A 24,620-nucleotide genomic window follows, 5' to 3' on the forward strand; every position below is an offset into this window, starting at 1 on the left:
GGCCGGATGGCTCGTGTACTGCTGGTGGATGACGAACCACTCACCCGTGAGATCCTCCGAGAGTACCTATCTGTGGATCCGAACCTGGAGGTCGTCGGCGAAGCCTCTGACGGCCAGTCCGCAGTCAGCCAGGCAACGGCGCTGAAACCCGACGTGATTCTCATGGATATGCAGATGCCTGTGATGGACGGAGTGCAAGCGACTGCGGCGATACATGTGAAAAACCCGCACGTCAGCATCTTGGGTTTGAGCACCTTTTCGACGGACCGCTATGTTGTTGACCTGTTGCGGGCCGGGGCTTCGGGATACCTTGTCAAAGATGCCCTCCCGGAGGAGATCCGCGCCGCAATCCACAAGGTGCTAGTGGGGGAATCTGTCCTTTCGGCGGAGGTGACCCGCCATGTGGTCAGTGGCCTTGAACGCTCCAAGCCGGCCGAAGTCTCTCCTGACAAGGCCCTTCTCGAGACCCTGAGCGAAAAAGAGTTGGAGGTCATCCGGCTGCTCAGCCGAGGGATGAGTAATCGGGAGATGGCGGAAGAGTTATTTCTGACGGAATCGACTATCAAGGCGCGCTTCGTTAGGGTCATGGAGAAACTCGGGGTGAGAGATCGAGTGCAGATCCTCGTCACTGCCGTCGAACGAGGCCTGGTGGATCTTTCACCCGGGAACCGGTCCTGAAACTGAAGTCCCCGGCTCAGGTGCGCCCCAGCACCTCACGCAGCGGACGCAGCAGGGAATCCGCCGCGTGCTGCACGTCGGCGTCGGGTACGGCGTTGAGCATCTCCTCAGGCTCCAAGAGGAGTTGTGAGCCCCATCCCGCAGTCTCATATTGCGCCAGCGCGCGCGCCAGCTGCTGAGGAGAGCACCAGGGGCGGCGTAGGGTGGCGATTCCGAACCGTCTTGCTCTGGAAAGTCGGTCTGGGTCACACCGCTCCAGAACGGCCTCCGCCTCGGTCAGCGCTTTGGCCATAATCGGAAGCCCTCCCTGGCCGGAGAGGATCAACTTCCAGTTCACTCGTGGTGCTCCGCGCGACAACGTGCGGCTGACCTGCAGCAGGGCACCGTGGTGAACAGCCGTCACCGCATCGGGAAGGATCGTCCCAGGCCCAGCCGCGAGCAGGCCGAGTCCGAGGAATGTTGCGGCTTGACCTGCGGTCTCGCCGGGATCCTCACCGGAGATGAACAATTGCTCAAAGCCGCTCACCTCCGAGCGTCGAAGGATGCTGGGCTCTGGTATCCCTGGAGCAGAGTAAGCCGTCTCCCCAGCAGTGGAGACGAGACCTTCCATCTCGAGAACGTCAGGGGACGGGCCCACACTGGCGAGGAAGGGCTCCGGCAAGAGGAAATTCGTTGTGGCTGCAGACCGGAGCACATGGGCCCACTGGGTGGCTTCGGCCGGAGGCAGACTGACCACCGCACCTAGAAATCCGTCTCCCGAACACCATTCCAGCGCGATCGGGGTGACACCACTGTGAACTTCCACATGGAGCATCAGGGCTCTCAGGTGGCCTTCTACGTATTGGTCCGTCTGGACCCTCCAGTGCACAGCGATTATGGTGCATGCCGATCGCTGATCGGCTACGACGAGGGGGTGGGTCCTGGAGATGGTAGTCACGGGTGCTCCTCAGGTGTGCATTCCTCTGCTGACATCTACTACGTTACGGAGGATCGGATCGAGTGCTGCTGTACTTGAGTACAGAGTTGACGTGGGAGAAGACCCACGGGCCACGAGTTCGCATCACGAATCGCCCGAGCTTTACCCTTGGTGGTGTGCAGGTACTTGACGAGGTCACGGACGAGCTGGCTGATCTAGTGCGGTCCGCATCGCGGGTGGCGGTGCTTACCGGAGCGGGAATCTCGGCAGAGTCCGGCGTGCCGACCTTCAGGGAGGCCCAGACCGGGCTGTGGGAACAGTTCTCCGCGGAGGACCTTGCCACCCCGGAGGCGTTCGATCAAGCACCGGCATTGGTGTGGACGTGGTACCGATGGAGGCAAGCGCTCCTCCTCCAGGTCGATCCGAATCCAGGACATGCTGCGTTGGCCAGGTGGCAGCATCAGCTTGCTGCCACGGGCGGGGACCTGAGCATCATCACCCAGAATGTTGACGACCTCCACGAACGCTCCGGTGCCCGGGTCCTTGCGCATCTGCACGGCTCTATCTTCGACCACCGGTGCGTTGATTGCACGAAGCCGGCTGACTTGCCGGCGCCTCACTATGACGGCTTCGCGCATCCGCCAGAGCCCGCGGAACCCCCGGCATGTGAAGCGTGCGGGGGAAGCCTGAGGCCAGGGGTGGTGTGGTTCGGGGAGATGCTTCCGATGAACGCTTTCGACAGCGCCTCAGCGGCAATCCGTTCAGCAGATCTGGTCGTGGTGGCAGGAACATCGGGTATTGTTCAGCCGGCAGCATCCCTGCCTCTCCTCGCGCTGGAGAGCGGGACCCCGTTGGTTGAGGTCAACCCTGAAGAGACGGACATCAGTGATGCCATGGACTACTGCCTGCGCGGCCCCTCCGGGACAATGTTGCCGGCAGTGGCTGATGCTGCCCTCTGATGTGCAGCGCATCGACCCGTTAAAGTAAGGATTCGTCTGTGACGTTGTGGGAAGCAGTACTCCTGGGCGCGATCCAGGGTCTATTCATGTTCATTCCGGTGAGCTCGTCTTCACATTTGGTGATCGCAGAACACTGGCTTATGGACACCGGGTCTAGAATTCCGGCACCCGATACCCCAGAAATGATCTTCTTCAACCTCGTCGTCCACCTCGGCACCATGGTCTCGGTTGTGGTGGTGATGTGGCGCCCTTTGATCAAGTTGCTCTCTGGCACCGTGCGTGAGGTGGGGTGGGTCTGGCGACGCCGGACCCTGCGGCACATGATCCACCTGAAAATGATGCTTCTTGGCGTAATCGTTGTTGGTATCACTGGCGTGCTCGGACTGATCATCCGCGAATACGGCGCTGAGGTTTTCGCCACTCCATGGATTGTGGCCGTGTTCTTGTTCATCACTGCCGGCATTCTCTGGTGGACCGACAGCGTCACCTACACATGGCGCGGCGCCGCGCAGATGACGATCGCAGTAGCAGTTGTGATCGGCCTCGCGCAGGCCCTGGCGCTCTTCCCGGGAATATCGCGATCCGGGATCACCATCGCCGCGGCACTGGCACTTGGTATGCACCGCCGAATCGCCGCACAGTTCAGCTTCTTCGTCGCGATTCCGACGATCATGTCCGCCACCGCCGTCCAATCTCGGAGCTTGATCGGGCATCAGGGCGGCTTCAGCATCGGGGCCGAGGCGTACTGGGCAGCCTTCATTGTGGCCGCAGTCGTGGGAGCCCTCGCCCTGTGGATGGTGCTGACCCTGCTGTACAAGGCGAGGTTTAGGATCTTCGCCGTCTATGTGGTGCTCTTCGGGATCTTTATCCTCATCTTCCAGCCCGATCTGTCCGATCCGCCCCCACTGGACGAGACACCGATCCAAGAGGAGCAGGACGCCGAAGCTCGTGCGGCCCAACCCTCCGACTAGGCTGGAGGGAGTTGGGGCCGGAAGGCGGCCCAGGGTAAAGCGATCAGACGGGAAAACAGACAATCGTGATGTGGCTCTATGTCATCGCTGTCATGGTTCTAGGCGTCATCGTGGTGCTCCTAGTAGGAAAATGGGAGGGAGCCGAAGCTCCCCGGGAAGAGCCTCCGGCTGGAGGCCCGCACCCGATTGACACACTCCTGAGCCATGCTCCTGAGCGCCGAGTCAGCGCCGAGGACCTCGAGCAGGTGGAGTTCGACACTGCTGTTCGCGGATACCGCATGGAGCAGGTGGACCAGCTTCTTGACACGCTGGCCCAGCAGCTGCGTGAATCCGAAGGTCGGAACAGCGACTCGGATCCGGCTGAACGTCGTGACATCACCACTGAGTGAGAGATAATGGTGGAGTAAGAGCTGACGGGCACGACGACGGAAAGAGGAAAATCCAGATGGCTGCAATGAAACCGCGTACAGGCGACGGTCCGATGGAGGTCTCTCAGGAAGGGCGTAGCTTGATTATGCGTGTGCCGATTGATGGTGGCGGTCGCCTGGTGCTTGAGATCAATAAGGAAGAAGCCGAGTCGCTCAAGCAGTGCCTCATCCGAGCCGTCGGCGAATAACTAGCGCTTCACAGCCACAAGCAACCCAGTACCTGTGCTCAACAGGGCGGTCACGACAGCGTCGTCATCCCGCAACGTCGCCTCCACGTGCCGCATAGCCTGAGTCGATGCCTCCCGAACAGCGGGTTTAGGGACACGGTCTGCATCGAGAGCGTCGTTGAGGATCAACGTGCCGCCAGCGTGCAGCAGACGCAGTCCGTGCTGCACGTATTCGGCAGCTGCCTCGCCCTCGGCGTCGATAAACACCAGATCGTAACCCCTCGGCGTCAGCCGGGGCAGGACCTCGGTGGCCTTACCGGAGATCAATCTGGTTCGTGAGGACGGCACACCAATGCTTCGAAGCAGCTGGCGCGTTGCTCCCACCGAGTCAACATCCGCGTCAATACCTGTGAGCACGGCATCCGCGGCGGCACCGCGCATCAGCGCCGCCCCAGCCAGTCCCGCTCCGAGGCCGATACCCACGATGTTCCGGGCACCGCATGCGGCAGCCAAGGTCGTCAGTGCCGCCGCTGTTCCGTCGGAGATCGGTTTCGTTCCCACATCGGCGCTCAGCTGACGGGCCCGTTCCAGCAGACTGTCCTGTCCGGAATGTTCTTCAGCGTAGGCCCAACTGGCATACTTGTTCTTTTCCGGCGTACTCATGTGTGAAGCATATATTGCTGCAGCGAACCCCCAGGTGAGCCAAGATTCTCAGAAAAAAATAAGCCTATTCACAGAAAACACCTGCACACTATGGGCGATGTCTCGGATGACCCCAAGCGCTGCCCGCCGAACGCGCACCCCCTCTCGCTTCTATGTGGGTTGGGTGGCTGCGGTGTTGGTGACTTCGCTGGCGATCGTTGTCTGCGTGATCGTAGCTGCAGCATGGGTCATCGGCGGAAAGGCTGCACCTCCGACGTCGTCTGTCCAAGAGCTCCTGCCTCCGGAACCGCGCCAAAGCCCTCCCCTCGTCTCGCAGGATGCTGAAGCAGCGTCAGTCTCAGCACTGGAACCGCCGGCTGCGGAAGAGGAAGAGTTTGTGATCGGCGCGGCCGCTGGCGTCCTTCCAAGGGCCTTGGAAAGCTCGACGGTCAAAGAGATTCCGATTGACAGACTCAGTGATCTGAAGTCGCTCGGGTGGGCGTTGCCCTTCCTGGACCGGTCGGGCTTCAGCCACGATTCCGTGGAAACAAGCTCAGCTGACAGTGAGCGGACCATCCAAGTTCACCTCACGGACGGTGATGATTTCATCAACGTTGCCGAGACCCGCGCTGAAGCGGGAATCTCTGAGCTTCACCCACTGCGAGACAAGCTCGCCAGTCTGGTAGATCTGGACCGGGTCAGTGCTGAGGCCCTTGATCTGGATACCGGACATGAGGCCACTGTCTATATCGATAACGACTCAGACATCTGGACTGCAGCGGTAGAAACTCCCCATGTGCAGTATGTGGTGACGGCCAGTCTGCCCGCCGAGTCAGCGAGAGAAGTGGCCTCTTGGGTGATGGTCACCGACCGCTCCCGTGTTCACCTGTCACATACTGCGCCTGGCCCGGCAGACCGGCTGGAGCGCGGCTTCGACGAGATGCTTACCTGGTTCGAAAGTGAATAACCCTGCCAGATAAAGCCTCACGGTAAAGTTGAGCTGTGCCTGGCTTCAACATCTACGAGATCGTCATCCTCATCGTGCTGGCCCTGGTGCTCCTGGGTCCCGAGCGGTTGCCCCAGTATGCGCAATCGTTGGCCGGGTGGGTGAAGAAGGCACGCCTGTGGGCAGATGACGCGAAAGTCCGTTTCAAAGAAGAAACGGGAGCAGATTTCGACGACGTCGATTGGCAGAAATATGACCCCCGGCAATACGACCCTCGCCGGATCATCCGCGATGCCTTGGCGGATGAGCTCGACGATGTTTCGCTGAGCAGCCCCGCCAGGAAACCACTTCAGGCTCAGCGCTCGCAGGGTCGGAACAGTGCCAAGCCGGTAGATCCTTTGGAGCTTTTCGGAGGCAGCGGGTCCGGTGGGAGGGGCGCACTGGCAGCCGGGGTTGCTGGAGCCGCAGCTGCAGGCACACACACATCGGAGGAGTCTCCGGATTCTGTGGATGCTGGTCCCATGCTGGAGGACCCTGCACCATTCGACGTTGACGCCACCTGAGGCTCGGCCTCAGCTGAGCAGGACCTGTATTCCCATGGCCAAGGCTAGGATGCCACCCAGCAGAGCCACCGCGCTGACCGCACGGCGCATTGCGACCTCATTCATGTGCCGCTGCACCCACTCTCCAGCGTACATACCGCCAACTATGGCGGCCACTGAGCCGAGCCACGCCCACCAGGGCAGCCCGGGGAGCTGACCGTCGTCGATCGACCATTTGGTGCCGAAGGACACTACGGAGACGATCATCCAGAGCGGTTGCACCGTGGCGATCATGACCGGGATCGACCAGCGGGAGACCACCGTGTAGATGGCGGTAGCTGGAGCTCCTACCGCGGCGAGGACCGTACCGGCCCCCACAGCTGCGCCGGTGACCGCCCGAGTCACGGGCCCGTCAATGCTCAACCGGATGCGGTGCACAACCAGAGAGACCAAAATACCGAAGATGACAAGTGAGCCGACCACCACGTAGAGCACGCCTTCGTGCGCGTTGACGGAGACCCAGGCCGCCGGAGGCATCACAGCCAGTGCCGGAATCATGATCCAAGCCAGCCGTTTCCACTCAATGAGCCGCCAGGTGCGCCACATGATGAAGATTGGGGCGAAGATGGACAGGAAGTTGGCCAGCATCACTCCCTCATGCGCACCGATGAGCAGCACTACAAACGGCGACAGGATGAGTCCGAAGCCAGATCCCGTGACGCGTTGGATTCCGGACGTGGCGAACACCAGGGCGAGAATCGCAAGCGAGATCCACGTCAGCTCCGCCACTCAGCTTCCTTCCACCATGGGCATACGTCGCACGTGTCGCTGCGGCGCTCCAATTGTATCTCCGCCGCGGAGCGGCGAGACATTCTCTAAATAGACTTGAAGTGGAGCCGATCCTGGGACTTGGCCCGAATCAGCTGAATGGCCAATACCGCTGCGACCAGACCAATCCCGATCAGATCGTAGGTCAGATCAGCTGAGAGCATCATCACCGCCCCGACGGCGATCACCGGGCGCAGGTACCAGGACATATCTACCATGAAATGCCCTTCCAGTGCCGTAGCGAGCAGCAGGATCGCCAGAACGGCCGATCCGACAACCTGAACTCCGGTGACGAAGTCCACGTCGCGCAGCAGCAGATCCGGGTTGTAGACGAAGATGAAGGGAATCACGTACCCGGCTGCGGCCAGTTTCATAGACGCGACGCCGGTGCGCATCGGTCTGCCTCCCGAAATGCCGGCTGCGGCGAACGACGCCAGAGCCACAGGCGGAGTGATGTTCGCAAACAGGCCAAAGTAGAACACGAACAGATGGGCGACCAGCGGTTCTACGCCCAGCTCCACTAGAGCAGGTGCGGCCATAGTTGCGGTCACGATGTAAGCCGGAATCGACGGCAGTCCCATGCCGAGCACCAGGCAGGCGAACATGGACATCACCAGGGTCCAGAACAGCACACCCCCGGAGAGGTCCACTATGGCGCTGGCCAGGATGACGCCGAAGCCAGTGATGGTGACGACGCCGACCACCACACCGACAGAGGCACAGGCCACTGCCACCGAGATGGCGGAGCGAGTGCCCTGATCCAGCGCTTGGATCATGTCCATCGGGCTCATCCTGGTGGTTTTGCGGATCATGGAGATTCCGATGGTGACCAGGATGGTGAACAGGGCCGAGTAGAGAATTGTGTAGCCGGTGAAGAAGAGCATGTAGACCAGGAAGACCAGAGGCAGAAGCATATGCCCCCGCTCCTTCATGACCTGGAGGATATCCGGAAGGTTCTCCTTGGAGATGCCTTTGAGTCCCATACGGGTGGCCCGCAGATGAATCTGAGCGATCAGGCTCAGGTAGTAGAGCAGTGCCGGGACGATGGCGGCAAGGGCCACGGTGGTGTAGGGAACTCCGATGGTCTCAGCCATGATGAAGGCGGCTGCACCCATGATCGGCGGTAGGATCTGCCCACCCACGCTGGCGGTGGATTCCACTGCCCCGGCGAAGGTCCGCGTGTAGCCGATCTTTTTCATCAGCGGGATGGTGAACGCACCGGTGGAGACGACGTTGGCGATGGCGGCACCGTTGATTGAGCCCATGAACCCCGAAGCTACGGTCGCTACTTTTGCCGGCCCACCGCGGGTTTGCCCGGCGATCGCCAGCGCCAGGTCGTTGAACAGCTGGCTCATTCCGGATTTGGCCAGGAATGCGCCAAAGAGGATGAAGAGGAAAATATAGGTCGCGGAGACACCGATAGCGGTGGAGAAGACACCCTCGGTGGTGGCGTAGAAGTTGTAGAAAAGTGTGTCCAGATCGTACCCGCGGTGGCGAAATAGTCCGGGCAGGTCCCGGCCGTAGATTCCGAAGAGGATGAACAGCACCGCGAGAATCGGCAGTGCCCATCCGGTGACGCGCCGGGCAGCTTCTAGCACCAGGACTACCAGCAGCGCGGCGACCAGGACATCAGTGCTGGAGAACCGGCCCGCTTGGAGCACGATGTTCTCGTAATTGACGATCAGGTAGACCGTGGGGACGACCGACAGCAGTGCGAGCGCGGCATCGGGGATGCGCCACCAGTTTTGCTGCGCGTTCCGGAACGGGGGGTAAATCATGAACGTCAGGAACAGCATGGCGGAGACGTGGATGGAGCGGTGCACCATGGTCGCCGGCGGCCCAGCGTAGGCGGTCCACAGGTGGTAGAGCGCGGTGAAGACTGCCACTGCCGAGATCAGGAAAGCCAGGGGCTTCCAGTTGGTGGTCCGCACCCTGGATTCGGCATCGTATTTGGCTACTGCCTCGGCGGCGTCGTCCTCGAGTGCCCCGCGGGCGTCAGACTCGCCGGGGGAGAGTTCGACGACGTCACCTTGAGTTTCGCTGCTTCGTTTGGTTGTCATCACTGGCTCTCGATCCTCAGCTGTAGTGGTTCGCGGTCCGGAAGGTCGTCTGCTGCGATCGTGACCTCACCGTCGATGGTGAGTTCAAAATCTGCAGTGTGTGAGTGGAACCAGGTCAGAGACTCAAGTTCGCGGTCAATGTTCGTGATGCGGATGACCCCGTCGCCGAAGCTTAGGTCCCCTTCGTCCAGAGGCATCCCTGCTCCGTACTCAGAGAATTCCGTAGACTCCAACAACAGATGAGCGTCGTCGCCCGGCGCAATCACTGTACGGTACGTGTCGGTCCAGGGGGATTGCTCGATCGAGTGGATCCATCGTTGAGTGATGACAGTCCCGTCAGTCACGGGCAGCTCAGCCAGCACCTCATCAGTGCGTTGGTGAGAGATGACTGCCTGATGCCCCGGTGCAGAGTCGGCGCACCCGACAGTGCCTCCGAGGGCAATCGTGGCGGCGGCTGAGCCGAAAGACACCAGTCGCCGCCACGGTGAGCCTGTGGAAGGCTTCGAGCCGTTCACGTCACTTAGGAGTCCTGCTCATCGAAGTACCGGGCAGCACCTGGGTGCATTGGCACGACGATGCCTTCGTCAATGGTGTCGAGGGTGATCTGCTCTGCCGCTGCATGAGAGCTGTGAATGCGGTCCAAGTTGTCGAACAGTGCCGCAGTGATGTCATAGACCGCTTCCTCCGACAATTCGGAGGTGACCATGAGGTGGTTCGTCACACCTACGGTCTCCACGTCTTCATCATCAACATAGGTGCCGCCAGGGATGACATCTTCGGCGAAGAAGTCGTACTCCTCCAGCAGGTTCTCGCGCCCCTCACCGTCGATGGGCACCACTACGAAGTCTGTGCTGGTTCCCAGCTCCACCAGTGTGGGGTTCGGAAGACCGGAGGTGACGAAGGCGGCGTCGATGTGGCCGTTGGCCATCTGATCTGTGGCCTCGGCGTAGGAGAGATAGTCCTCGCTGATGTCGTCGTAGTCCATGTCGTAGGCACCGAGGATCATCTGCGCGTTGAGTTCCACACCGGAGCCCACATCGCCGACCGCAACATTCTGGCCGGCCAAATCCTCTACGGATTCAATGCCGGAGTTCTCCAGCGCTACGAGCTGAACCGTGTTGGGGTACAGGGTGGCGATGGCCATGAGGTTATCGCGCGCGTCGTCCTCAAACGGGCCTGTTCCCTCCATGGCCTGCACAGTGGCATCCCCCATGGTGAAGGCGAGCTCGGCGTCACCGTCGGTGAGCATATTGATGTTCTCTGCCGAAGCGCCGGAGGCCTGAACTGAGGTATCAGAGTCCAGCTCATCGGCCAGAATATCGGTCATGGTCGCACCGATTTGATAGTAAACCCCTGAGGAACCACCGGTGGCGATAGTGAGGAAGTCTGCGTCCATGTCACCGACTGCTGACTCATCGACGGCCTCTCCAGCCTCGGCATCAATATCGGCGTCATCGGTGGTGTCACCGTCGCCATTGCAAGCGGTCAGAAATAGCGCCGCGGCTGAGGCTGCGGCAGTGAATTTAAGCGTCTTGCTGCTCCACGTCATCGTGAATATCCTCCAAGGTGGTGATGTAATGTGCGCAATAATCCTAACGGCTCAGAGGACGTTGAGGGGCAGCTGACGTCGGGATATGCCTCGTGAGCGGCTTGCGAGGCGGTCTGCGACGCCCTGCAGTGCCTGTGCGGCGGGAGAGTCCGGTGCGGATATGACAGCCGGGGCGCCGTCGTCCCCCGCCTGCCGCAGAGCGGTGTCCAGAGGTACCGACCCCAAAAGCGGCACCGCACTCTCCAGTTGCGTGCTGAGCCGATCAGCGACCAGTTGCCCGCCCCCGGAACCGAAGAGGTCCAGCACTGTGCCATCGGGCAATGTCATCGGCCCCATATTCTCTACCACGCCGGCTACTCGCTGCTCAGTCTGTGTGCTCAGCGCACCGGCCCGCTCGGCCACCTCCGCTGCAGCGCTCTGCGGTGTGGTGACGACAAGCAGTTCTGCGCCCGGCAGCAGCTGCGCCACAGAGATGGCAATGTCGCCGGTGCCGGGGGGCAGATCCAGAAGCAGCACATCGAGGTCGCCGAAGTGCACATCGGTCAGGAACTGCTCCACGGCCCGGTGCAGCATCGGGCCGCGCCATGCCACGGCCTGGTTGCCTTCAACGAACATGCCGATTGAGATGGTTTTCACGTCATAGGCCACTGGCGGCAGGATCAGCTCATCGATCCGGGTGGGTTTGTCGGTGATACCCATCAGCCCCGGTATGGAGAACCCATGCACATCGGCGTCGACGATCCCCACTTTCAGCCCCCGGGCAGCTAATGCGCACGCGAGGTTGACCGTCACAGTGGACTTGCCGACACCGCCTTTTCCTGAGGCAACGGCGTAGACCTGGGTGAGGGAGTCAGGCTGGGCAAACCTGTTGACCTTAGCCCCGTGGCCGTCCCGCAGCTGTTCCTTCAGGTCAGCTCGCTCTTCAGGTGTCATGACATCAAGCCGCACCTCAGCAGTCCGTATGCCCTCAGCGCGCACGGCGGCTGAGCTGACATCTTCAACGATCCGACTGCGCATGGGGCACGCTTCGGTGGTCAGTTTTACGGTGATCTGGGCGGTACCGGCATCGGTGACCTCCACCGTCCCGACCATGCCGATCTGCGTGATGGGGACCCGAAGCTCAGGGTCAAGGACTTCGTCGAGCCGGCGACGGACACGTTCGGCAGCAGCTGATTCGGACACATCACCAGTGTAGTTGGGGGCACAATAGGACCTATGGCAACTCTTCCTCTGCACACCGGCGCACTGCCCCGAGGTGAACTTCTCGGGCGGTACCGCTCCTATGAAGATGCACAGAAAGTCGTGGACCACCTTGCTGCGGACCAGGACTTCGACGTCAAAGCGCTGACGATTGTCGGTAACGACCTGCGGTCAGTGGAGAAGGTTCGTGGTCGGCTCAGTTATCCACGGGTGGCGGGAACCGGTGCGCTGCAGGGTGCTCTGTTCGGCGCCTTCATGGGTCTGCTGCTGATGCTGTTCACCCCGGAGGCGCCCCTGCTGAACCTGGGTATGGCCGTGCTGATGGGAATGGCGATCTGGATGATCATCGGCGTGGTGAGCTTCGCCGCCCGGCGCGGTACCCGCGGATTCGTTTCCGCCTCGCAGCTGACCGCGACCACCTACGACGTGGTGTGTGATTTTCAGGTGGCGGCGAAAGCGCGGCAGTTGGTCGCCGGAGCCGGAGTGCCGAGTCTCAACGCAATGAATGACCCCACGGGGCAGCCCGCTTCCAGCCCCACGTCAGGCTCAGCCGCATCTGACCAACGGCAGGTCCAGCAGAGTCCGATCCGGCGCGAGGCGCAGAGTCAGACCGCGCGTCAGCAGGAGCCCCTGTCCGGATCGGAGAACGAGGCCTCCCAAGGGACGTCGGCCTCGGCGGATCAGCAGGAGCGCGCTCGCTCCACCCAGGAGTGGCAGGAACCGGGTGGAAGGCCACGCTACGGCGTCCGACTAGAGGATGTGGAGCAGCCGGGCAGTGACCAGCAGGACAGCGCAGCCTCGCCGGAGTCTTCACCACAGCAGGAGGCTGAGCAGGCGTCCGCTGGTCAGGACAATACCCGCGGTTGATGAGCATCCAGCGGTGCCCCAAGATCGCGGAACCTGCCTGCGAGTCCGTAGCGCACTGAGGCCTGTGGTGTTCTGAGAACCCGACGCAACCGAACCTTACGCGGGACAAATTCCTGTAACGTTGACCTATGGCAACATTTTCTTCGGTTGATGGCGTACGTGACAAGCATTCTGAGGGTCGATACACACCGGCACCGGTCACAGCTTTCGGCCCCGATTTCCCCTTCGCCTATGACGACTGGATAAAACACCCCGCGGGGCTCGGCGCTCTTCCGGCACAGGCTCGGGGGAAGGAAGTTGCTGTCATCGGCGGTGGGATCGCTGGACTGGTGGCTGCGTACGAGCTGATGCGCCTGGGTCTGCGCCCTGTGGTCTATGAGGCTGAGCGTCTCGGCGGGCGGCTCCGGTCAGAACGCTTCTCGCTGACCACAGAAGGTGACGCCGGCGGGGCCACCAATGGATACGGCGACGTCGTCGCCGAACTCGGTGGCATGAGATTTCCCGTCTCGTCGGCCAGTTTCTACCACTATCTTGAACTGTTGAGCCTGAGCACTGAGCCCTTCCCGAATCCGCTCACTGAAGCAGCCGGCAGCACCGTCATAGACCTGGACGGGGAAACCTGGTACGCCGAAAGCCTCGCTGACCTCCCGGCGCTTTTCACAGAAGTTGCTGCGGCCTGGGATGCGGCACTTCAGCGCGAGTTCAACCTCGACGGCCTCCAGAATGCCATCCGTAACAGGGATGCCCGCACGTTGAAGCGCCTCTGGAACACGATCGTCGCCGCATGGGATGACACAAGCTTCTATGAGTTCGTCTCCCGGGCAGAGGAGTTCGCCAAGCTCTCCTTCCGACACCGGGAAGTTTTCGGTCAGGTGGGATTCGGCACTGGTGGCTGGGATTCGGACTTCGCCAACTCCATGTTGGAGATCCTGCGCGTGGTCATCACCGAGTGTGACTCCCACCAGGAGCTCGTTGTCGGAGGAGTCGAACAACTGCCCCGAGGCCTCTGGAGCCGACCGGTGAATGACAGCTCCTACTGGCCGAAGGGGACCTCGCTCGCCAGTCTGCACGCCTCAAGTCCCGGGGAGGAGTACCCGGATTCTCCTCAGGCAGATGCAGTGCCCTGCCCCAGCGGCGCACCTCGAGGCGCAGTCGCGTCACTGCACCGACTCGACAACGGCAGGATCGCCGTGACCGAAGCCTCTGGAAAGGTTCGCAGCTATGAGGCGGTCCTGGCCACCTGCCAGAGTTGGCTGCTGACCACCGAAATAGACTGCGATGAGGCCCTTTTCTCCCAACATATGTGGATGGCGCTGGATCGCACCCGCTACATGCAGTCCTCTAAGACATTCGTGGCCGTGGACCAAGCATTCTGGAAGAAAGTCGACCCGGAGACGGGTCGGCAAATCATGAGCATGACGCTGACGGACCGGCTGACACGTGGGACCTATCTCTTTGACAACGGGCCCGATCAGCCCGGCGTCATCTGCTTGACCTACTCCTGGATGTCGGATGCGCTGAAGATGCTGCCCTACACTGCGGCAAAGCGGGCGGACCTCGCGATCAGGGCACTGGAGAAGATCTACCCAGGGTTGGACATCCGGGAACACATCATCGGAGATCCGGTCACCGTCTCCTGGGAGTCCAATCCCTATTTTCTGGGGGCATTCAAAGGCGCTTTGCCCGGCCACTACCGTTACAATCACCGCATGTACGGGCACTTCATGCAGGACGAGATGCCGGAGGCCGAGCGCGGCATCTTCCTGGCAGGTGACAGCATCTCCTTCACCCCGGCCTGGGCCGAAGGAGCAGTCCAGACTGCCCTGAACGCCGTCTGGGGAATCCTGACCCACTTCGGCGGCCGCACACACCCCGAGAACCCTGGTCCGGGGGACTTCTACCCCGAGCTCGGGCCCGTCGAGTTGCCGGCATGAGCGAACTCTTGCGCCTCGCTCTGGCCCAGGAGCCGCCGCGGACCGGGGGCAAGGAGGAGAACCTCCTCGTCATGGAGAGACTGGCTTCTGCAGCGAGCGCGGCCGAGGCTGACGTGCTCATCCTCCCGGAGATGTTCCTCACTGGTTATGTTCTGGGCAGAAGGCAGACGCTGGACCTCGCCGAACCTGCGGCGGGCCCCTCAGCACAGAAGGCCGCTGCGATCGCACGTCATTACCGCGTGGCCATCATGTACGGGTATCCGGAGGCAGACGATGCCGGCCGGGTATTCAATACCGTCGGTTTCATCGATGCCGATGGTGAAAGGCTGCTTGACTACCGCAAACTGCACTATTTCGGCGACGTCGACCGGGAGCAGTTTGACGCTCTCCCGATGGGTGAGGTGCCGGGTGCGGGAGGTGATGGGGCAGCTGATCACCAATGGCAAGCTCGCTGTCCGGTCGTGGATTGGCGAGGTTGGCGGCTCGGTGCCGCTATTTGCTACGACATCGAATTCCCGGAGGTCGCAAGGGCGCTCGCCCTCAGCGGCGCAGAGCTCATCTGCGTTCCCACTGCGAATATGGTGGCCTTCGACAACGTCCAGGAGATTCTGGTCCCCGCGCGAGCCATAGAGAACCAGGTCTATGTGGCCTACGCCAACTATTGCGGCGAAGACACCAGGTTCCGCTACGGGGGCCGAAGCCGAGTCGTCGGGCCGGACGGAGCTGTAGTCGGCAGCGCTGGCCGTGCGGAGGAACTGCTCGTCTGTCAGGTCAGCAGGAAATCCCTGGAGACTTCTCGGGCGCAGAACCCTTACCTTCAGGAGCGTCGATTCGATATTCGTCTTCGCACCGATGGCACCTCCTGAGCCAGCCGCACCGTTGCGATACCCTGGGCGAATGGCCGGTGCCGGAACTCACGACGCAATTGACGAATCCATTCTCCGGGAGCTCTCCCGTGATGCCCGGACCACGCTCTCCCAGCTGTCGGAACGGGCTGGTCTCTCTGTCTCCGCCGTTCAGGCCCGAGTGCGGCGTCTGGAAGCCAGGGGCGTCATCCTCGGCTACAAGGCCACGTTGTCCCCAGAAGCCTTGGGAAAATCGCTCTCGGCGTTCGTCGAAATCACCCCCCTGAACCCCGGCCAAGCCGATGACGCCCCCCAGCGCTTGGAGCACCTAGAGGCCATAGAAGCCTGCTACTCAGTCGCTGGTGATGCCAGCTATATGCTGTTCGTCAGAGTGCCCACTCCGCGTGCTCTGGAGGCGCTGATCCGTGACATTCGCCAGGCAGCGTCAGTGAACACTCGCACTACCGTGGTGCTCCAGACATTCTTCGAAGGCCGGCCCATCACCGTCACCGGTCCAGAAAACGAGCCAGATCAGCTCGATTGAAGGCGAGCGATCCACGCTTCAACATCATCTGGAGTGCGGGGGAGTGCGGCCGACAGATTCTCCGCACCATTCTCGGTGACCAGCACGTCATCCTCAATCCGGATGCCGATTCCGCGGTACTCTTCGGGGACCGCGAGGTCCTCATTCTTGAAGTAGAGTCCCGGCTCGATGGTGAACACCATGCCCGGCTCCAGGAGGCCGTCAAGGTAGAGGTCCCGTTTCGCCTGGGCACAGTCGTGCACGTCCAGCCCCAAGTGGTGGCTGGTTCCGTGCGGCATCCACCGCCGGTGATGCTGACCCTCCGGCGAGAGCGCTTCCTCCAGCGGCACCGGCAGCAGCCCCCAGTCGGCCAAGTGCTCAGCCAGCACGGTTACTGCAGCCTGATGGATGTCCCGGAACCGAATCCCGGGCTTCACCACCTCAAACGCCGCGTCAGCAGCGGCCAGGACGGCCTCATAGATCTTGCGCTGCACCGGGGTGAACGTCCCGGAGACCGGAATGGTGCGGGTCAGGTCCGCTGTGTACAGCGAGTCAGCCTCCACACCAGCATCCAGGAGCAGCAGCTCGCCCGGTTCGATCCGGTCGTGGTTGCGAATCCAATGCAGGATCGTCGCGTTGTTGCCTGAGGCCGCGATGGTGTCGTAACCCAGGTCATTGCCCTCTTGTCGAGCGCGGGCGAAGAACGCCCCCTCCACGATGCGCTCGCCGCGGTCATGACCCACTGCGCGCGGAATAGCGCGCACCACATCGTCAAAGCCTGCGATCGTGGACTCCACGGAGTGCCGCATCTGCTGAATCTCCCAGTCATCTTTGACCAGGCGCAGCTCGGAGCAGAACTCCGTCAGCTCAGCGTCCAGGGCGTCCGAAGCTTCCAGATCCACCCCGGTGTTGACTCGGGAGGTGTCAACCAGGGCCTCGACATTGAGGTCCACCTCTCGGAGCAACCTGATTCGGGTCCCCCCGATCTCCACCGCACCGGCGTTCTTGGTCACTGCGGGCTCAAGCTCACCCAAGTCCTTGGTGCGAATTCCGAGGCGCTGCTCGAACTCCTCCAGTCCTGGACGCGGTCCAATCCAGAACTCTCCGTGCCGTGAGTCTGAGTAGAACTCTTCGGTGTCCCGCCCGGCCATGGGCTTGAAGTACAGAGTGATTTCGTGGTCACTGCCGTCGTCGCCTGTTCCCGGTTCCACGGGCTCGAACACCAGCACCGCATCGGGCTCGTGGTCCACACCTAGCCCCGTCAGGTGAGCAAAGGCTGAATGCGGCCGGAACCGGTAGTCGGTGTCATTGGAGCGCACCTTCAGCGGACCGGCAGGAACCACCACCCGCTCTCCGGAGAAGCGTTCAGAGACAGCACGACGACGCCCGGGGGAGTACTCAGCGACCGCATCGGCTGAATGGGTGCTCGCCTCAGCCTCAGCCCAGTGGGAGGCCATAAACTGTTTGAAAGCCGCGGACTGTGGGCGTTGGGATCGATTATTGACCCGATCTTTGAGCTGTTGAGTGTCTTCGGAGGTGTGTTCTTCAGAATTCATGGGTTTCAGTCTATGTGCCCTCACCTTCTCGTCGTGATCGACAGGTGAGCTGGATACAGTAAAAGGATGAGCTTTGACCTGCACACGCATTCCACGGTCTCCGACGGAACCGAGTCGCCTGCGCATGTGGTCGCCGAAGCTGCCCGGGCTGGTGTGACGGGTCTGGCGCTGACGGACCATGATTCGAGTGCCGGGTGGGATGCGGCCCGCACGGCAGCCGCTGAGCATGGGTTGGGCTTCATTCCGGGCATGGAAGTCACCTCCAAGACATCCTGGGTCAGCGTTCACATGCTCAGCTACCTGCATGACCCGGAGCACCCTGGGATGTTGGAGATCAACGCAGCGGCCCGCGGCGGCCGGGTGGAGAGGGCTAAACGGATCTGTGATCGGTTGGCGGAGGATTTTCCGATCACCTGGGAAGTGGTGCTCGAACAAGTCCAGCCGGGGACTTCCATAGGTCGCCCGCATCTGGCTGACGCTCTGGTGGCGGTTGGTGTGGTGGCGGACCGCAGTGAAGCGTTCGCAAAGTATCTCCACCGGCGGACCAAGTACTTCGTGGATCAGGACAACCCGCACCCAGTGGAGGTAGTCCAACGCATTCGTGATGCTGGTGGGGTGCCGATCATCGCCCACGCCATGGCGGGGGCGCGCGGAGCCACATTGACACTTGCTGAGTTGGAGGAGCTCGTAGAGGCTGGAATGTGTGGGGTGGAGGTGTATCACCGGGACAACCCGGCGGAAGGTCGGCAGCTGTTGCTGGACCTCGCCGCTCGGCACGACCTCATCGTCACGGGCTCCTCTGACTACCACGGGACCCGCGGCAAGCCGAACCTGCTGGGGGAGAACACCACGGAGGATGAGCAGGTCGTTCGCATCCTCGAGTTGGGCACCGGGTGCTCACCCAGTGGGCCGCTGCCGAGCTAGCTTGTGCCCGGGTTCACACGGTGCTCTAGACTCTTCACCCATGACCACGCCATCGGCACCTGAACCAGTCAGAGCCAAAAGGCTCCCGCGCGAGCAGCGGCGACTACAGCTCTTGGAATGTGCGCTCCAGGTCTTTGTTGCTAAAGGGTTCCATGCTGCCTCCATGGATGACATTGCGGAGTCCGCTGAGGTCTCCAAACCGGTTCTCTACCAGCACTTTCCGGGAAAGCACGAGCTCTTTCTGGACCTGCTTGACACCCATCTGGGTCAGCTTCAGCACGAACTCACCACTGTGCTGGCGAAGTCAGTCGCCAACAGGGAACGAGTCTCCGGGACCGTGACGGCCTTCTATGAGTTCATTGCCCGCAAGGATGAGGCCTACCGGTTGATCTTCTCCTCGGGGATGGACAATGACGACGCCGTCACTGAGCGCCTCGAACGCTTCCACGACGTAATGGCAGGGGCCATTGCGGAGGTGATCGCCGATGACACAGGACAGCCGATGGCTGAGGCTACGATGCTCGGCCACGGACTGCTCGGTATGGCGACCTCGGCGGCCCGCCACTGGTCGAAGTTGTCGGAGCGGCCCGACCTGGAGACTTCCGCACAGTTGACAGCTCGTTTGGCCTGGAGAGGAATCTCCGGTTTCCCTAAGGAATCTGAGGGCTGGTAAAAGGTAGGATTGAAAGTCAGACCTGTACTGCGGCGTCGTCGTGCTCTCATGTGAAGAGCTGGGGCGCCGAACCCAAACCAAGGAGTGGCATGGAAGTACGCATCGGAGTCCAGAACGTTGCCCGGGAGATCCTCATCGAGACCGAGGCGTCTGCGGAGGATGTTCAGAAGGCTGTCGCCGAAGCGATCGAGAAGTCCAAGCCGCTGTTGAGCCTCACCGACCGTCGCGATAAGACCGTGGTGGTTCCGGTGAATTCCATCGGATACGTGGAGATTGGCTCAGACACAAAACAGACGGTGGGTTTCGCCGCCGTCGCTGAGTGAAAGTACGAATGACAGACACTTCAACAGACACGTTGACCTTCGCGGACTTTGCGGTCCGCAGCGAAATCGTCGATGCCTTGGCGGATAAGGGCATCACTGCTCCTTTCCCGATCCAGGCGGAGACTCTTCCGATCGCGCTTGCCGGTAATGACATCATTGGTCAGGCTAAGACCGGAACAGGTAAGACCCTGGGCTTCGGTATTCCCGCACTGCAGCGAGTGGCAGCCCCAGGTACCGAGGCGTTCGACCAACTGCCCAGCCCGGGCGCTCCGCAAGCGCTGATCGTCGCCCCCACCCGTGAACTTGCCGTTCAGGTGGCAGGGGACCTCACTGCTGCTGGCAGCAAGCTCAGCGCGCGTATCGCCACCATCTACGGTGGTCGCGACTATGAACCACAGATCAAACAGCTCAGCGCCGGGGTAGAAATTGTGGTCGGCACCCCAGGTCGCCTCATTGACCTGCACCGGCAGAAGCACTTGAATCTGAAGAACGTGAAGATTGTAGTGCTGGATGAGGCTGATGAGATGCTCGACCTCGGGTTCCTGCCCGATGTGGAGAAGCTTCTCTCCTATGTGCCAGACGTCCGCCAGACCATGTTGTTCTCGGCGACTATGCCGGGTCCGGTGGTCTCTATGGCGCGGCGCTTCATGACCAAGCCTACGCATATCAGTGCTGCCGATCCTTTCGATATGGGTGTCACGAAGAAGGACATCCGCCAGGTGGTCTACCGGGCACACCAGATGGACAAGGACGAGATGATCGCCCGGATACTGCAGGCCGAGGGCCGGGGGCGAACCATCATCTTCACCCGCACCAAACGTCAGGCGGACAAACTCTCTGATGAGCTGAAGACCCGAGGATTCGCCGCAGGCGCCATCCACGGCGACCTCGGCCAGGGTGCCCGGGAACAGGCGCTGCGGGCGTTCCGCAATGACAAGGTCGATGTGCTGGTGGCCACTGACGTCGCTGCCCGCGGAATTGACGTCACAGACGTCACTCACGTCATCAACTACGTATGCCCGGAGGATGACAATACCTACCTCCACCGCATCGGACGAACCGGTCGAGCAGGGCAGAAGGGCACTGCTGTGACCTTCGTCGACTGGGCGGACATGCCCCGCTGGAGCCTGATCAATAAGGCAGTGGGGTTGGAGATACCCGAACCGGTGGAAACCTACTCCTCCTCGCCGCATCTGTTCGCCGATCTGGATATTCCGAAGGGGACCAAGGGGCGGCTGCCTCGTCATCAGCGCTCCAAGGAGGGGCTCGAGGGCGAAGAGATCGAAGACCTCGGCGGGCCCGGTGGAGCTCAGTCCAAAGGCGACCGTGGCCGATCCGGTGGCGGCGACCGCTCTAAGGGCCGGGGCCGCAACAACCGCAGCGGATCAGACAAACGCTCTCCAGAGGCGAGCAGCGAGAAAGCACCTCAGGCGAAGAAGAACTCCGCAGAAGCCTCCGGGAGCGGCCAGCGCCGCCGTCGTCGCCGCAGAAAAGTCTCCGGCTCCGAAGGCAGCGACTGACCGCACCTGTCAGGGGAGTGTGCCCTAGTCAAGCATTCCCTGGTCTTCCAACCACCACTGGGCGACATCAGCGGGGCTGTCCTGGGTTGACTGAGAGTGGGCGTTGATGTCCAGCAGCGCCTGTTGATCCAGCACATTCTGCACCTCATTGAGGGCAGCACGTGCTTCATCATCCACGTTCTCGGATACTACGGGCACCACGTTCTGCGGTAGCACCAGAGATTCAGTGTCCTCCAGGATAACCAGGTCGTTGTCCTCAATGGCGGGGTCTGCGCTGTAGATATTGGCGACCTCCACGTCACCGTCCAGCAGTGCGCCCAGCGTCAGCGGCCCGCCGGAGTCTTCAACCGGCACCAGGGTCAATTCCACACCATAGGTCTCGGACAGCCCGCCGATGCCGTAGGGGCGCGTTTCGAACTCTGAGTTCGCCGCGATGCTCAGGTCTTCGTCCACCTCAGCGAGATCGGCAACAGTTGTGAGATCGTTCTCCTCCGCGAACTCTGCAGTGACCACGTAGCTGTCCTGGTCGGTGGCATCAGCGTAGTCCAAGGTCTCCAGGCCCTCTGGAAGCACCTCCTGCAGGTCAGCGTGCACCGAATCGGGGTCCCCTGAATCAATGTCCGGATCCAAGTACGCTGCGAGGTTTCCGGTGTACTCAGGGAAGACGTCGATGGCTCCGGACTCCAATTCCGGGATGTAGACCTCACGCTGACCGATCTCGAACTCACGCTGAACCTCATGACCTTCGTTTTCCAGCACCTGGGCATAGATCTCGGCGATGATGGTGTTGGAGTAGTACTGCTGAGATCCGATGACCAACTCAGCGGAGTCACCGTCATCTGTCGCGGCGTCATCATCGGTCTCCAGGGGATCGCCTCCGCCGCAGGCACTGAGGGTCAGCAGGGCGATACCGGCACAGGCGGCGGGGTACATTCTCATAGCGATTTTCCTCTTCTTCATCGGTTGATCAAACAAGCCCCAATAGCCGCCGGAGCAGCCGTTGGGAGAATTCAAAACATGCATCAAGGACGATCGCCAGCAGGATGACGGCGATGGAAGCGGCGAGCATGAGCGGGTAGTCCTGGGTGCGCAGGCCCAGGAAGAGCTGTCTGCCGAGGCCGCCAGCTCCGACATAGGCGGCCAGGGTAGCTGTGGCAACCACCTGCAGGGTCGCGTTGCGCAGTCCGCCGATGATAAGCGGAAGACCCAGGGGGATCTCCACCCTGAGCAGCACCTGCCAGCCGCTCATGCCCTGAGCTTTCGCGACGTCGGTGGTGGCGGGACTTACCGATTCAACACCCGCGTACGCGCCGGCCAGGATGGACGGGACAGCGAGCACCACGAACGCGATCATCGGCGCCGTCAGCCCGATTCCCACAAAGAGTGCGGCCAGCGTGATGAGTCCCAGGGTGGGCAGTGCGCGCACCAACCCAGTGCTGATGACGGCCAGGGCTCGCCCGCGTCCGGTGTGGCCCACCATCAGCCCCACTGGCAGGGCGATGGCTGCAGAGATGATCAGGGCCAGTGCCGTGTACCAGAGGTGTTCGAGCATGCGCACACCGAATCCGCCAGGGCCGCTCCAGGACTCGGGGTCAAGCAGCACGTCGAAGGCGTCAATCAGATGATTCATCGGCCACCTCCTGGTGACCACGGCATGAGCACGCGCCCCGCGGCAATCAGGAGCAGGTCCAGCAGAAGCGCCAGTACCGCGGTCAGCAGGATGCCCGCTGCGATCGAGGGCACGATGCCGCGTTCGAACCCGTCAGTGAACAGCGAACCCAGTGACTGCACACCCAGCACCGCGCTGACGGATACCAACGAGATTGTGCTCACTGAGACCACCCGCAGCCCGGCCAGAAGTGCGGGTCCAGCCAGTGGCAGCTCCACGGAGAAGAACCGCTTGGCAGGTGAGTAACCCATGGCGGTGGAGGCGAGTCTGACTCCGCTGTCGACGGAGTCCAGCGCATCGGCGGCGGAGCGGACCATCAGCGCCAGCCCAAAGATTGTCAGCGCGACGATGACATTGAAGGTGTCCCTGACCCCAGTCCCCAGGATGATCGGTAAGACGATGAACAGGGGAAGCGACGGTATCGCGTAGAGCAGCCCGGTGCCGGAGACCAAGACCTCGCGCAGCGGGCGTACCCGATTCGCCGCCCAGGCAACCGGGACAGCGATCAGGAACGCCGCGGCCACTGCAGGCAGAGCCAGCAGCAGGTGGGCAACGGTCAGGTCCGTGATGCGGGGCAGGTTGTTGAGAATCCACTCCATGGCAGGTGTTGGCTCAGTCAGTTGCGTGCTGTTGGTCCGGCGCCGAATCCACCACGCCGAGCGGTCGGCCGCGCCCATCACTGACGAGCCACCCGCCACCTTCACGGGGTGCGGCCTTCAAAGAGCGGCGCGCGGAATCCAGCCCCAAGAATTGCGCGACGAAGTCATTGGCCGGCGCTTCCACGATATTCTCCGGAGTCCCGATCTGTGCGACCTCACCGCCCTTCTTCAGCACCACGATCTGATCACCCAGCGTCAGAGCCTCATCAATGTCGTGAGTGACAAAGATGATGGTCTTGCGCAGGTCAGTTTGAATGCGTTGCAGTTCACGCTGCAGTTCCACGCGCACCAATGGATCCACGGCCCCGAAAGGCTCGTCCATGAGCAGAATGTTGGGGTCTGCGGCCAACCCGCGAGCGACTCCCACTCGCTGCTGCTGGCCACCGGAGAGCTGCTTCGGGTACCGGCGCGCCAGTGCCGCGTCCAGCCCTACGATCTCCATCAGCTCCTGCGCTCGGCGGTGCGCGTCCGCCTTGGACGCTCCGGTGAGCCGGGGGACGGTGGCAATGTTGTCGATCACACGGCGGTGCGGAAGCAGCCCAGAGTCCTGCATCACGTATCCGATGCGTCGGCGCAGGGCCACCGGCTCGGTGGTGGCGACATCGTTATCGTCGATCAGGACTGCGCCTGAGCTGGGGTCGATCATTCGGTTAACCATGCGCAGCAGCGTTGACTTCCCGCACCCGGAAGACCCCAGCAGAACGGTGCAGGTATGCGAGGGCACGTGGAGAGTGAAATTCTCTACGGCAGCGGTGCCGTCGGGGTATGTCTTGGTGACGTTCCGGAAGTCGATGGCCATGGGTCAGGTTCGCTGCCCACTGATGCAAAGGGTGCTGAGCCCGCAGATGGAGCCACACCTGGTGATGTTGAAGCCTTCCATAAGACCACTCTAGATCCTGCTGAGCGGTTTTGTGGAAGCTGAAGGCTCATGTTGAGCCGCTGGGTCTGGTGCCCGGTGGGCGCTGTGAAAAGATAGTGGCTTATGAGAACGACGACGTCAGAGACGGTTTTGATCCGCACAGCCCACCCCGAGGAGTATCCGCGCGTAGGGGATCTCACCGTTGCTGCCTATGTTGATGGAGGCCACCTGCGGGCTGAGGACTTCTACGTTGAACACCTGACGCGTGTGTCCGAGCGTGCCGAACACGCGGCGGTGTTGGTTGCGGAGCTTGAGGGCCGAGTCGTTGGTACGGCCACCGTGACAGATCATGATGGGCCCTTTGCTGAAGTCTCCCATCCGG

27 protein-coding genes and 1 pseudogene are annotated in these 24,620 nt (G+C 61.7%); 16 read left to right on the forward strand and 12 right to left on the reverse strand.

Annotation, left to right across the window (positions count from 1 at the left end; genetic code table 11):
• Positions 1-6 precede the first annotated feature (6 nt).
• The gene (locus tag FH975_RS10175; RefSeq protein ID WP_162321262.1) at positions 7-678 is read left to right on the forward strand and encodes a response regulator; all 672 of its coding nucleotides are present in this window, start codon (positions 7-9) and stop codon (positions 676-678) included.
• Between the two features lie 16 nt (positions 679-694).
• Here the strand turns inward: FH975_RS10175 and FH975_RS10180 are convergent, their stop codons facing one another.
• Positions 695-1,615 carry a hypothetical protein gene (locus FH975_RS10180; RefSeq protein WP_162321263.1) on the reverse strand — a complete coding sequence of 307 codons (921 nt, stop codon included), beginning with the start codon at positions 1,613-1,615 and terminating at the stop codon, positions 695-697.
• Positions 1,616-1,770: 155 nt separating this feature from the next.
• Here FH975_RS10180 and FH975_RS10185 point away from each other — a divergent pair, with 155 nt between their 5' ends.
• The 4 genes from FH975_RS10185 to FH975_RS10200 all read left to right on the forward strand — a co-directional run bounded on the left by FH975_RS10185 (position 1,771) and on the right by FH975_RS10200 (position 4,140).
• Positions 1,771-2,553, forward strand: a complete 783-nt coding sequence (locus FH975_RS10185) for an NAD-dependent deacylase (protein ID WP_162321264.1) — start codon at positions 1,771-1,773, stop codon at positions 2,551-2,553.
• Positions 2,554-2,591: 38 nt separating this feature from the next.
• A complete protein-coding gene (locus FH975_RS10190; protein ID WP_162321265.1) occupies positions 2,592-3,524 on the forward strand; it encodes an undecaprenyl-diphosphate phosphatase in 933 nt (310 codons plus the stop codon).
• A gap of 68 nt (positions 3,525-3,592) precedes the next feature.
• On the forward strand, positions 3,593-3,913 hold the full coding sequence (locus FH975_RS10195; RefSeq protein WP_162321337.1) for a DivIVA domain-containing protein: 321 nt from the start codon (positions 3,593-3,595) through the stop codon (positions 3,911-3,913).
• Positions 3,914-3,969: 56 nt separating this feature from the next.
• Positions 3,970-4,140, forward strand: a complete 171-nt coding sequence (locus FH975_RS10200; RefSeq protein WP_138252750.1) for a DUF3117 domain-containing protein — start codon at positions 3,970-3,972, stop codon at positions 4,138-4,140.
• Here the strand turns inward: FH975_RS10200 and FH975_RS10205 are convergent, their stop codons facing one another.
• Positions 4,141-4,782 carry an O-methyltransferase gene (locus FH975_RS10205; protein ID WP_162321266.1) on the reverse strand — a complete coding sequence of 214 codons (642 nt, stop codon included), beginning with the start codon at positions 4,780-4,782 and terminating at the stop codon, positions 4,141-4,143.
• A 97-nt stretch (positions 4,783-4,879) separates the two neighbouring features.
• On the opposite strand from FH975_RS10205, the gene FH975_RS10210 reads away from it, so the two are divergent.
• Together FH975_RS10210 and FH975_RS10215 are read left to right on the forward strand one after the other, a co-directional pair.
• Positions 4,880-5,728 carry a hypothetical protein gene (locus FH975_RS10210; protein ID WP_162321267.1) on the forward strand — a complete coding sequence of 283 codons (849 nt, stop codon included), beginning with the start codon at positions 4,880-4,882 and terminating at the stop codon, positions 5,726-5,728.
• Between the two features lie 35 nt (positions 5,729-5,763).
• Positions 5,764-6,270: a Sec-independent protein translocase family protein gene (locus FH975_RS10215; protein WP_162321268.1), complete on the forward strand. Its 507-nt coding sequence runs from the start codon at positions 5,764-5,766 to the stop codon at positions 6,268-6,270.
• 9 nt (positions 6,271-6,279) lie between these two features.
• Here FH975_RS10215 and FH975_RS10220 read toward each other — a convergent pair whose 3' ends face one another.
• From FH975_RS10220 to FH975_RS10240, 5 genes are all read right to left on the reverse strand, one after another.
• Positions 6,280-7,038, reverse strand: coding sequence for a sulfite exporter TauE/SafE family protein (locus FH975_RS10220; protein ID WP_162321269.1), 759 nt, complete (start codon positions 7,036-7,038; stop codon positions 6,280-6,282).
• Between the two features lie 86 nt (positions 7,039-7,124).
• On the reverse strand, positions 7,125-9,137 hold the full coding sequence (locus FH975_RS10225) for a TRAP transporter permease (protein ID WP_153078931.1): 2,013 nt from the start codon (positions 9,135-9,137) through the stop codon (positions 7,125-7,127).
• On the reverse strand, positions 9,137-9,652 hold the full coding sequence (locus FH975_RS10230; protein WP_162321270.1) for a DUF1850 domain-containing protein: 516 nt from the start codon (positions 9,650-9,652) through the stop codon (positions 9,137-9,139). The genes FH975_RS10225 and FH975_RS10230 overlap by 1 nt, the downstream gene beginning before the upstream one ends.
• A 5-nt stretch (positions 9,653-9,657) precedes the next feature.
• The gene (locus tag FH975_RS10235; protein ID WP_153078929.1) at positions 9,658-10,686 is read right to left on the reverse strand and encodes a TAXI family TRAP transporter solute-binding subunit; all 1,029 of its coding nucleotides are present in this window, start codon (positions 10,684-10,686) and stop codon (positions 9,658-9,660) included.
• A 51-nt stretch (positions 10,687-10,737) separates the two neighbouring features.
• Complete coding sequence (locus tag FH975_RS10240; RefSeq protein WP_328821858.1) at positions 10,738-11,868, reverse strand: Mrp/NBP35 family ATP-binding protein; 1,131 nt, start codon at positions 11,866-11,868, stop codon at positions 10,738-10,740.
• A 33-nt stretch (positions 11,869-11,901) separates the two neighbouring features.
• On the opposite strand from FH975_RS10240, the gene FH975_RS10245 reads away from it, so the two are divergent.
• The 4 genes from FH975_RS10245 (at position 11,902) to FH975_RS10260 (ending at position 16,076) form a co-directional block, all read left to right on the forward strand.
• Complete coding sequence (locus tag FH975_RS10245) at positions 11,902-12,753, forward strand: general stress protein (protein ID WP_162321271.1); 852 nt, start codon at positions 11,902-11,904, stop codon at positions 12,751-12,753.
• A gap of 128 nt (positions 12,754-12,881) precedes the next feature.
• On the forward strand, positions 12,882-14,687 hold the full coding sequence (locus FH975_RS10250; RefSeq protein ID WP_162321272.1) for a flavin monoamine oxidase family protein: 1,806 nt from the start codon (positions 12,882-12,884) through the stop codon (positions 14,685-14,687).
• Positions 14,684-15,553 (forward strand): carbon-nitrogen hydrolase family protein, encoded by an 870-nt coding sequence (locus FH975_RS10255; RefSeq protein WP_202923175.1) that lies wholly within the window; start codon positions 14,684-14,686, stop codon positions 15,551-15,553. The genes FH975_RS10250 and FH975_RS10255 overlap by 4 nt, the downstream gene beginning before the upstream one ends.
• Positions 15,554-15,584: 31 nt before the next feature.
• Positions 15,585-16,076 (forward strand): Lrp/AsnC family transcriptional regulator, encoded by a 492-nt coding sequence (locus FH975_RS10260; protein WP_153078926.1) that lies wholly within the window; start codon positions 15,585-15,587, stop codon positions 16,074-16,076.
• Here FH975_RS10260 and FH975_RS10265 read toward each other — a convergent pair.
• Complete coding sequence (locus tag FH975_RS10265; RefSeq protein ID WP_162321273.1) at positions 16,064-17,611, reverse strand: aminopeptidase P family protein; 1,548 nt, start codon at positions 17,609-17,611, stop codon at positions 16,064-16,066. The two genes, FH975_RS10260 and FH975_RS10265, sit on opposite strands and share 13 nt — an antisense overlap.
• A 66-nt stretch (positions 17,612-17,677) precedes the next feature.
• On the opposite strand from FH975_RS10265, the gene FH975_RS10270 reads away from it, so the two are divergent.
• The 4 genes from FH975_RS10270 to FH975_RS10285 all read left to right on the forward strand — a co-directional run bounded on the left by FH975_RS10270 (position 17,678) and on the right by FH975_RS10285 (position 21,051).
• Positions 17,678-18,535, forward strand: a complete 858-nt coding sequence (locus tag FH975_RS10270; RefSeq protein WP_153078924.1) for a PHP domain-containing protein — start codon at positions 17,678-17,680, stop codon at positions 18,533-18,535.
• A 40-nt stretch (positions 18,536-18,575) separates the two neighbouring features.
• On the forward strand, positions 18,576-19,208 hold the full coding sequence (locus FH975_RS10275) for a TetR/AcrR family transcriptional regulator (RefSeq protein WP_153078923.1): 633 nt from the start codon (positions 18,576-18,578) through the stop codon (positions 19,206-19,208).
• Positions 19,209-19,297: 89 nt separating this feature from the next.
• Positions 19,298-19,531 (forward strand): DUF3107 domain-containing protein, encoded by a 234-nt coding sequence (locus FH975_RS10280; protein ID WP_153078922.1) that lies wholly within the window; start codon positions 19,298-19,300, stop codon positions 19,529-19,531.
• An 8-nt stretch (positions 19,532-19,539) separates the two neighbouring features.
• Positions 19,540-21,051 (forward strand): DEAD/DEAH box helicase, encoded by a 1,512-nt coding sequence (locus FH975_RS10285; protein ID WP_153078921.1) that lies wholly within the window; start codon positions 19,540-19,542, stop codon positions 21,049-21,051.
• A gap of 24 nt (positions 21,052-21,075) precedes the next feature.
• On the opposite strand, the gene FH975_RS10290 is transcribed toward FH975_RS10285, so the two are convergent.
• From FH975_RS10290 to FH975_RS10305, 4 genes are read right to left on the reverse strand one after another with little or no spacing between them, the layout of a single operon-like run.
• Complete coding sequence (locus FH975_RS10290; protein WP_153078920.1) at positions 21,076-21,990, reverse strand: ABC transporter substrate-binding protein; 915 nt, start codon at positions 21,988-21,990, stop codon at positions 21,076-21,078.
• Between the two features lie 28 nt (positions 21,991-22,018).
• Positions 22,019-22,681, reverse strand: coding sequence for an ABC transporter permease (locus FH975_RS10295; protein WP_162321274.1), 663 nt, complete (start codon positions 22,679-22,681; stop codon positions 22,019-22,021).
• Complete coding sequence (locus tag FH975_RS10300) at positions 22,678-23,319, reverse strand: ABC transporter permease (protein ID WP_162321275.1); 642 nt, start codon at positions 23,317-23,319, stop codon at positions 22,678-22,680. The genes FH975_RS10295 and FH975_RS10300 overlap by 4 nt, the downstream gene beginning before the upstream one ends.
• Positions 23,320-23,332: 13 nt before the next feature.
• Entirely contained in the window at positions 23,333-24,178 is an 846-nt protein-coding gene (locus FH975_RS10305; RefSeq protein WP_162321276.1) for an ABC transporter ATP-binding protein, read from the reverse strand.
• A gap of 183 nt (positions 24,179-24,361) precedes the next feature.
• Between FH975_RS10305 and FH975_RS10310 the strand changes: the two are divergent.
• Positions 24,362-24,620 (forward strand): annotated as a pseudogene (locus FH975_RS10310) (GNAT family N-acetyltransferase); the annotation flags it as partial.

The organism is Nesterenkonia haasae (assembly GCF_010119385.1).
In the GTDB taxonomy this organism is placed as follows: Bacteria; Actinomycetota; Actinomycetes; order Actinomycetales; family Micrococcaceae; genus Nesterenkonia; species Nesterenkonia haasae.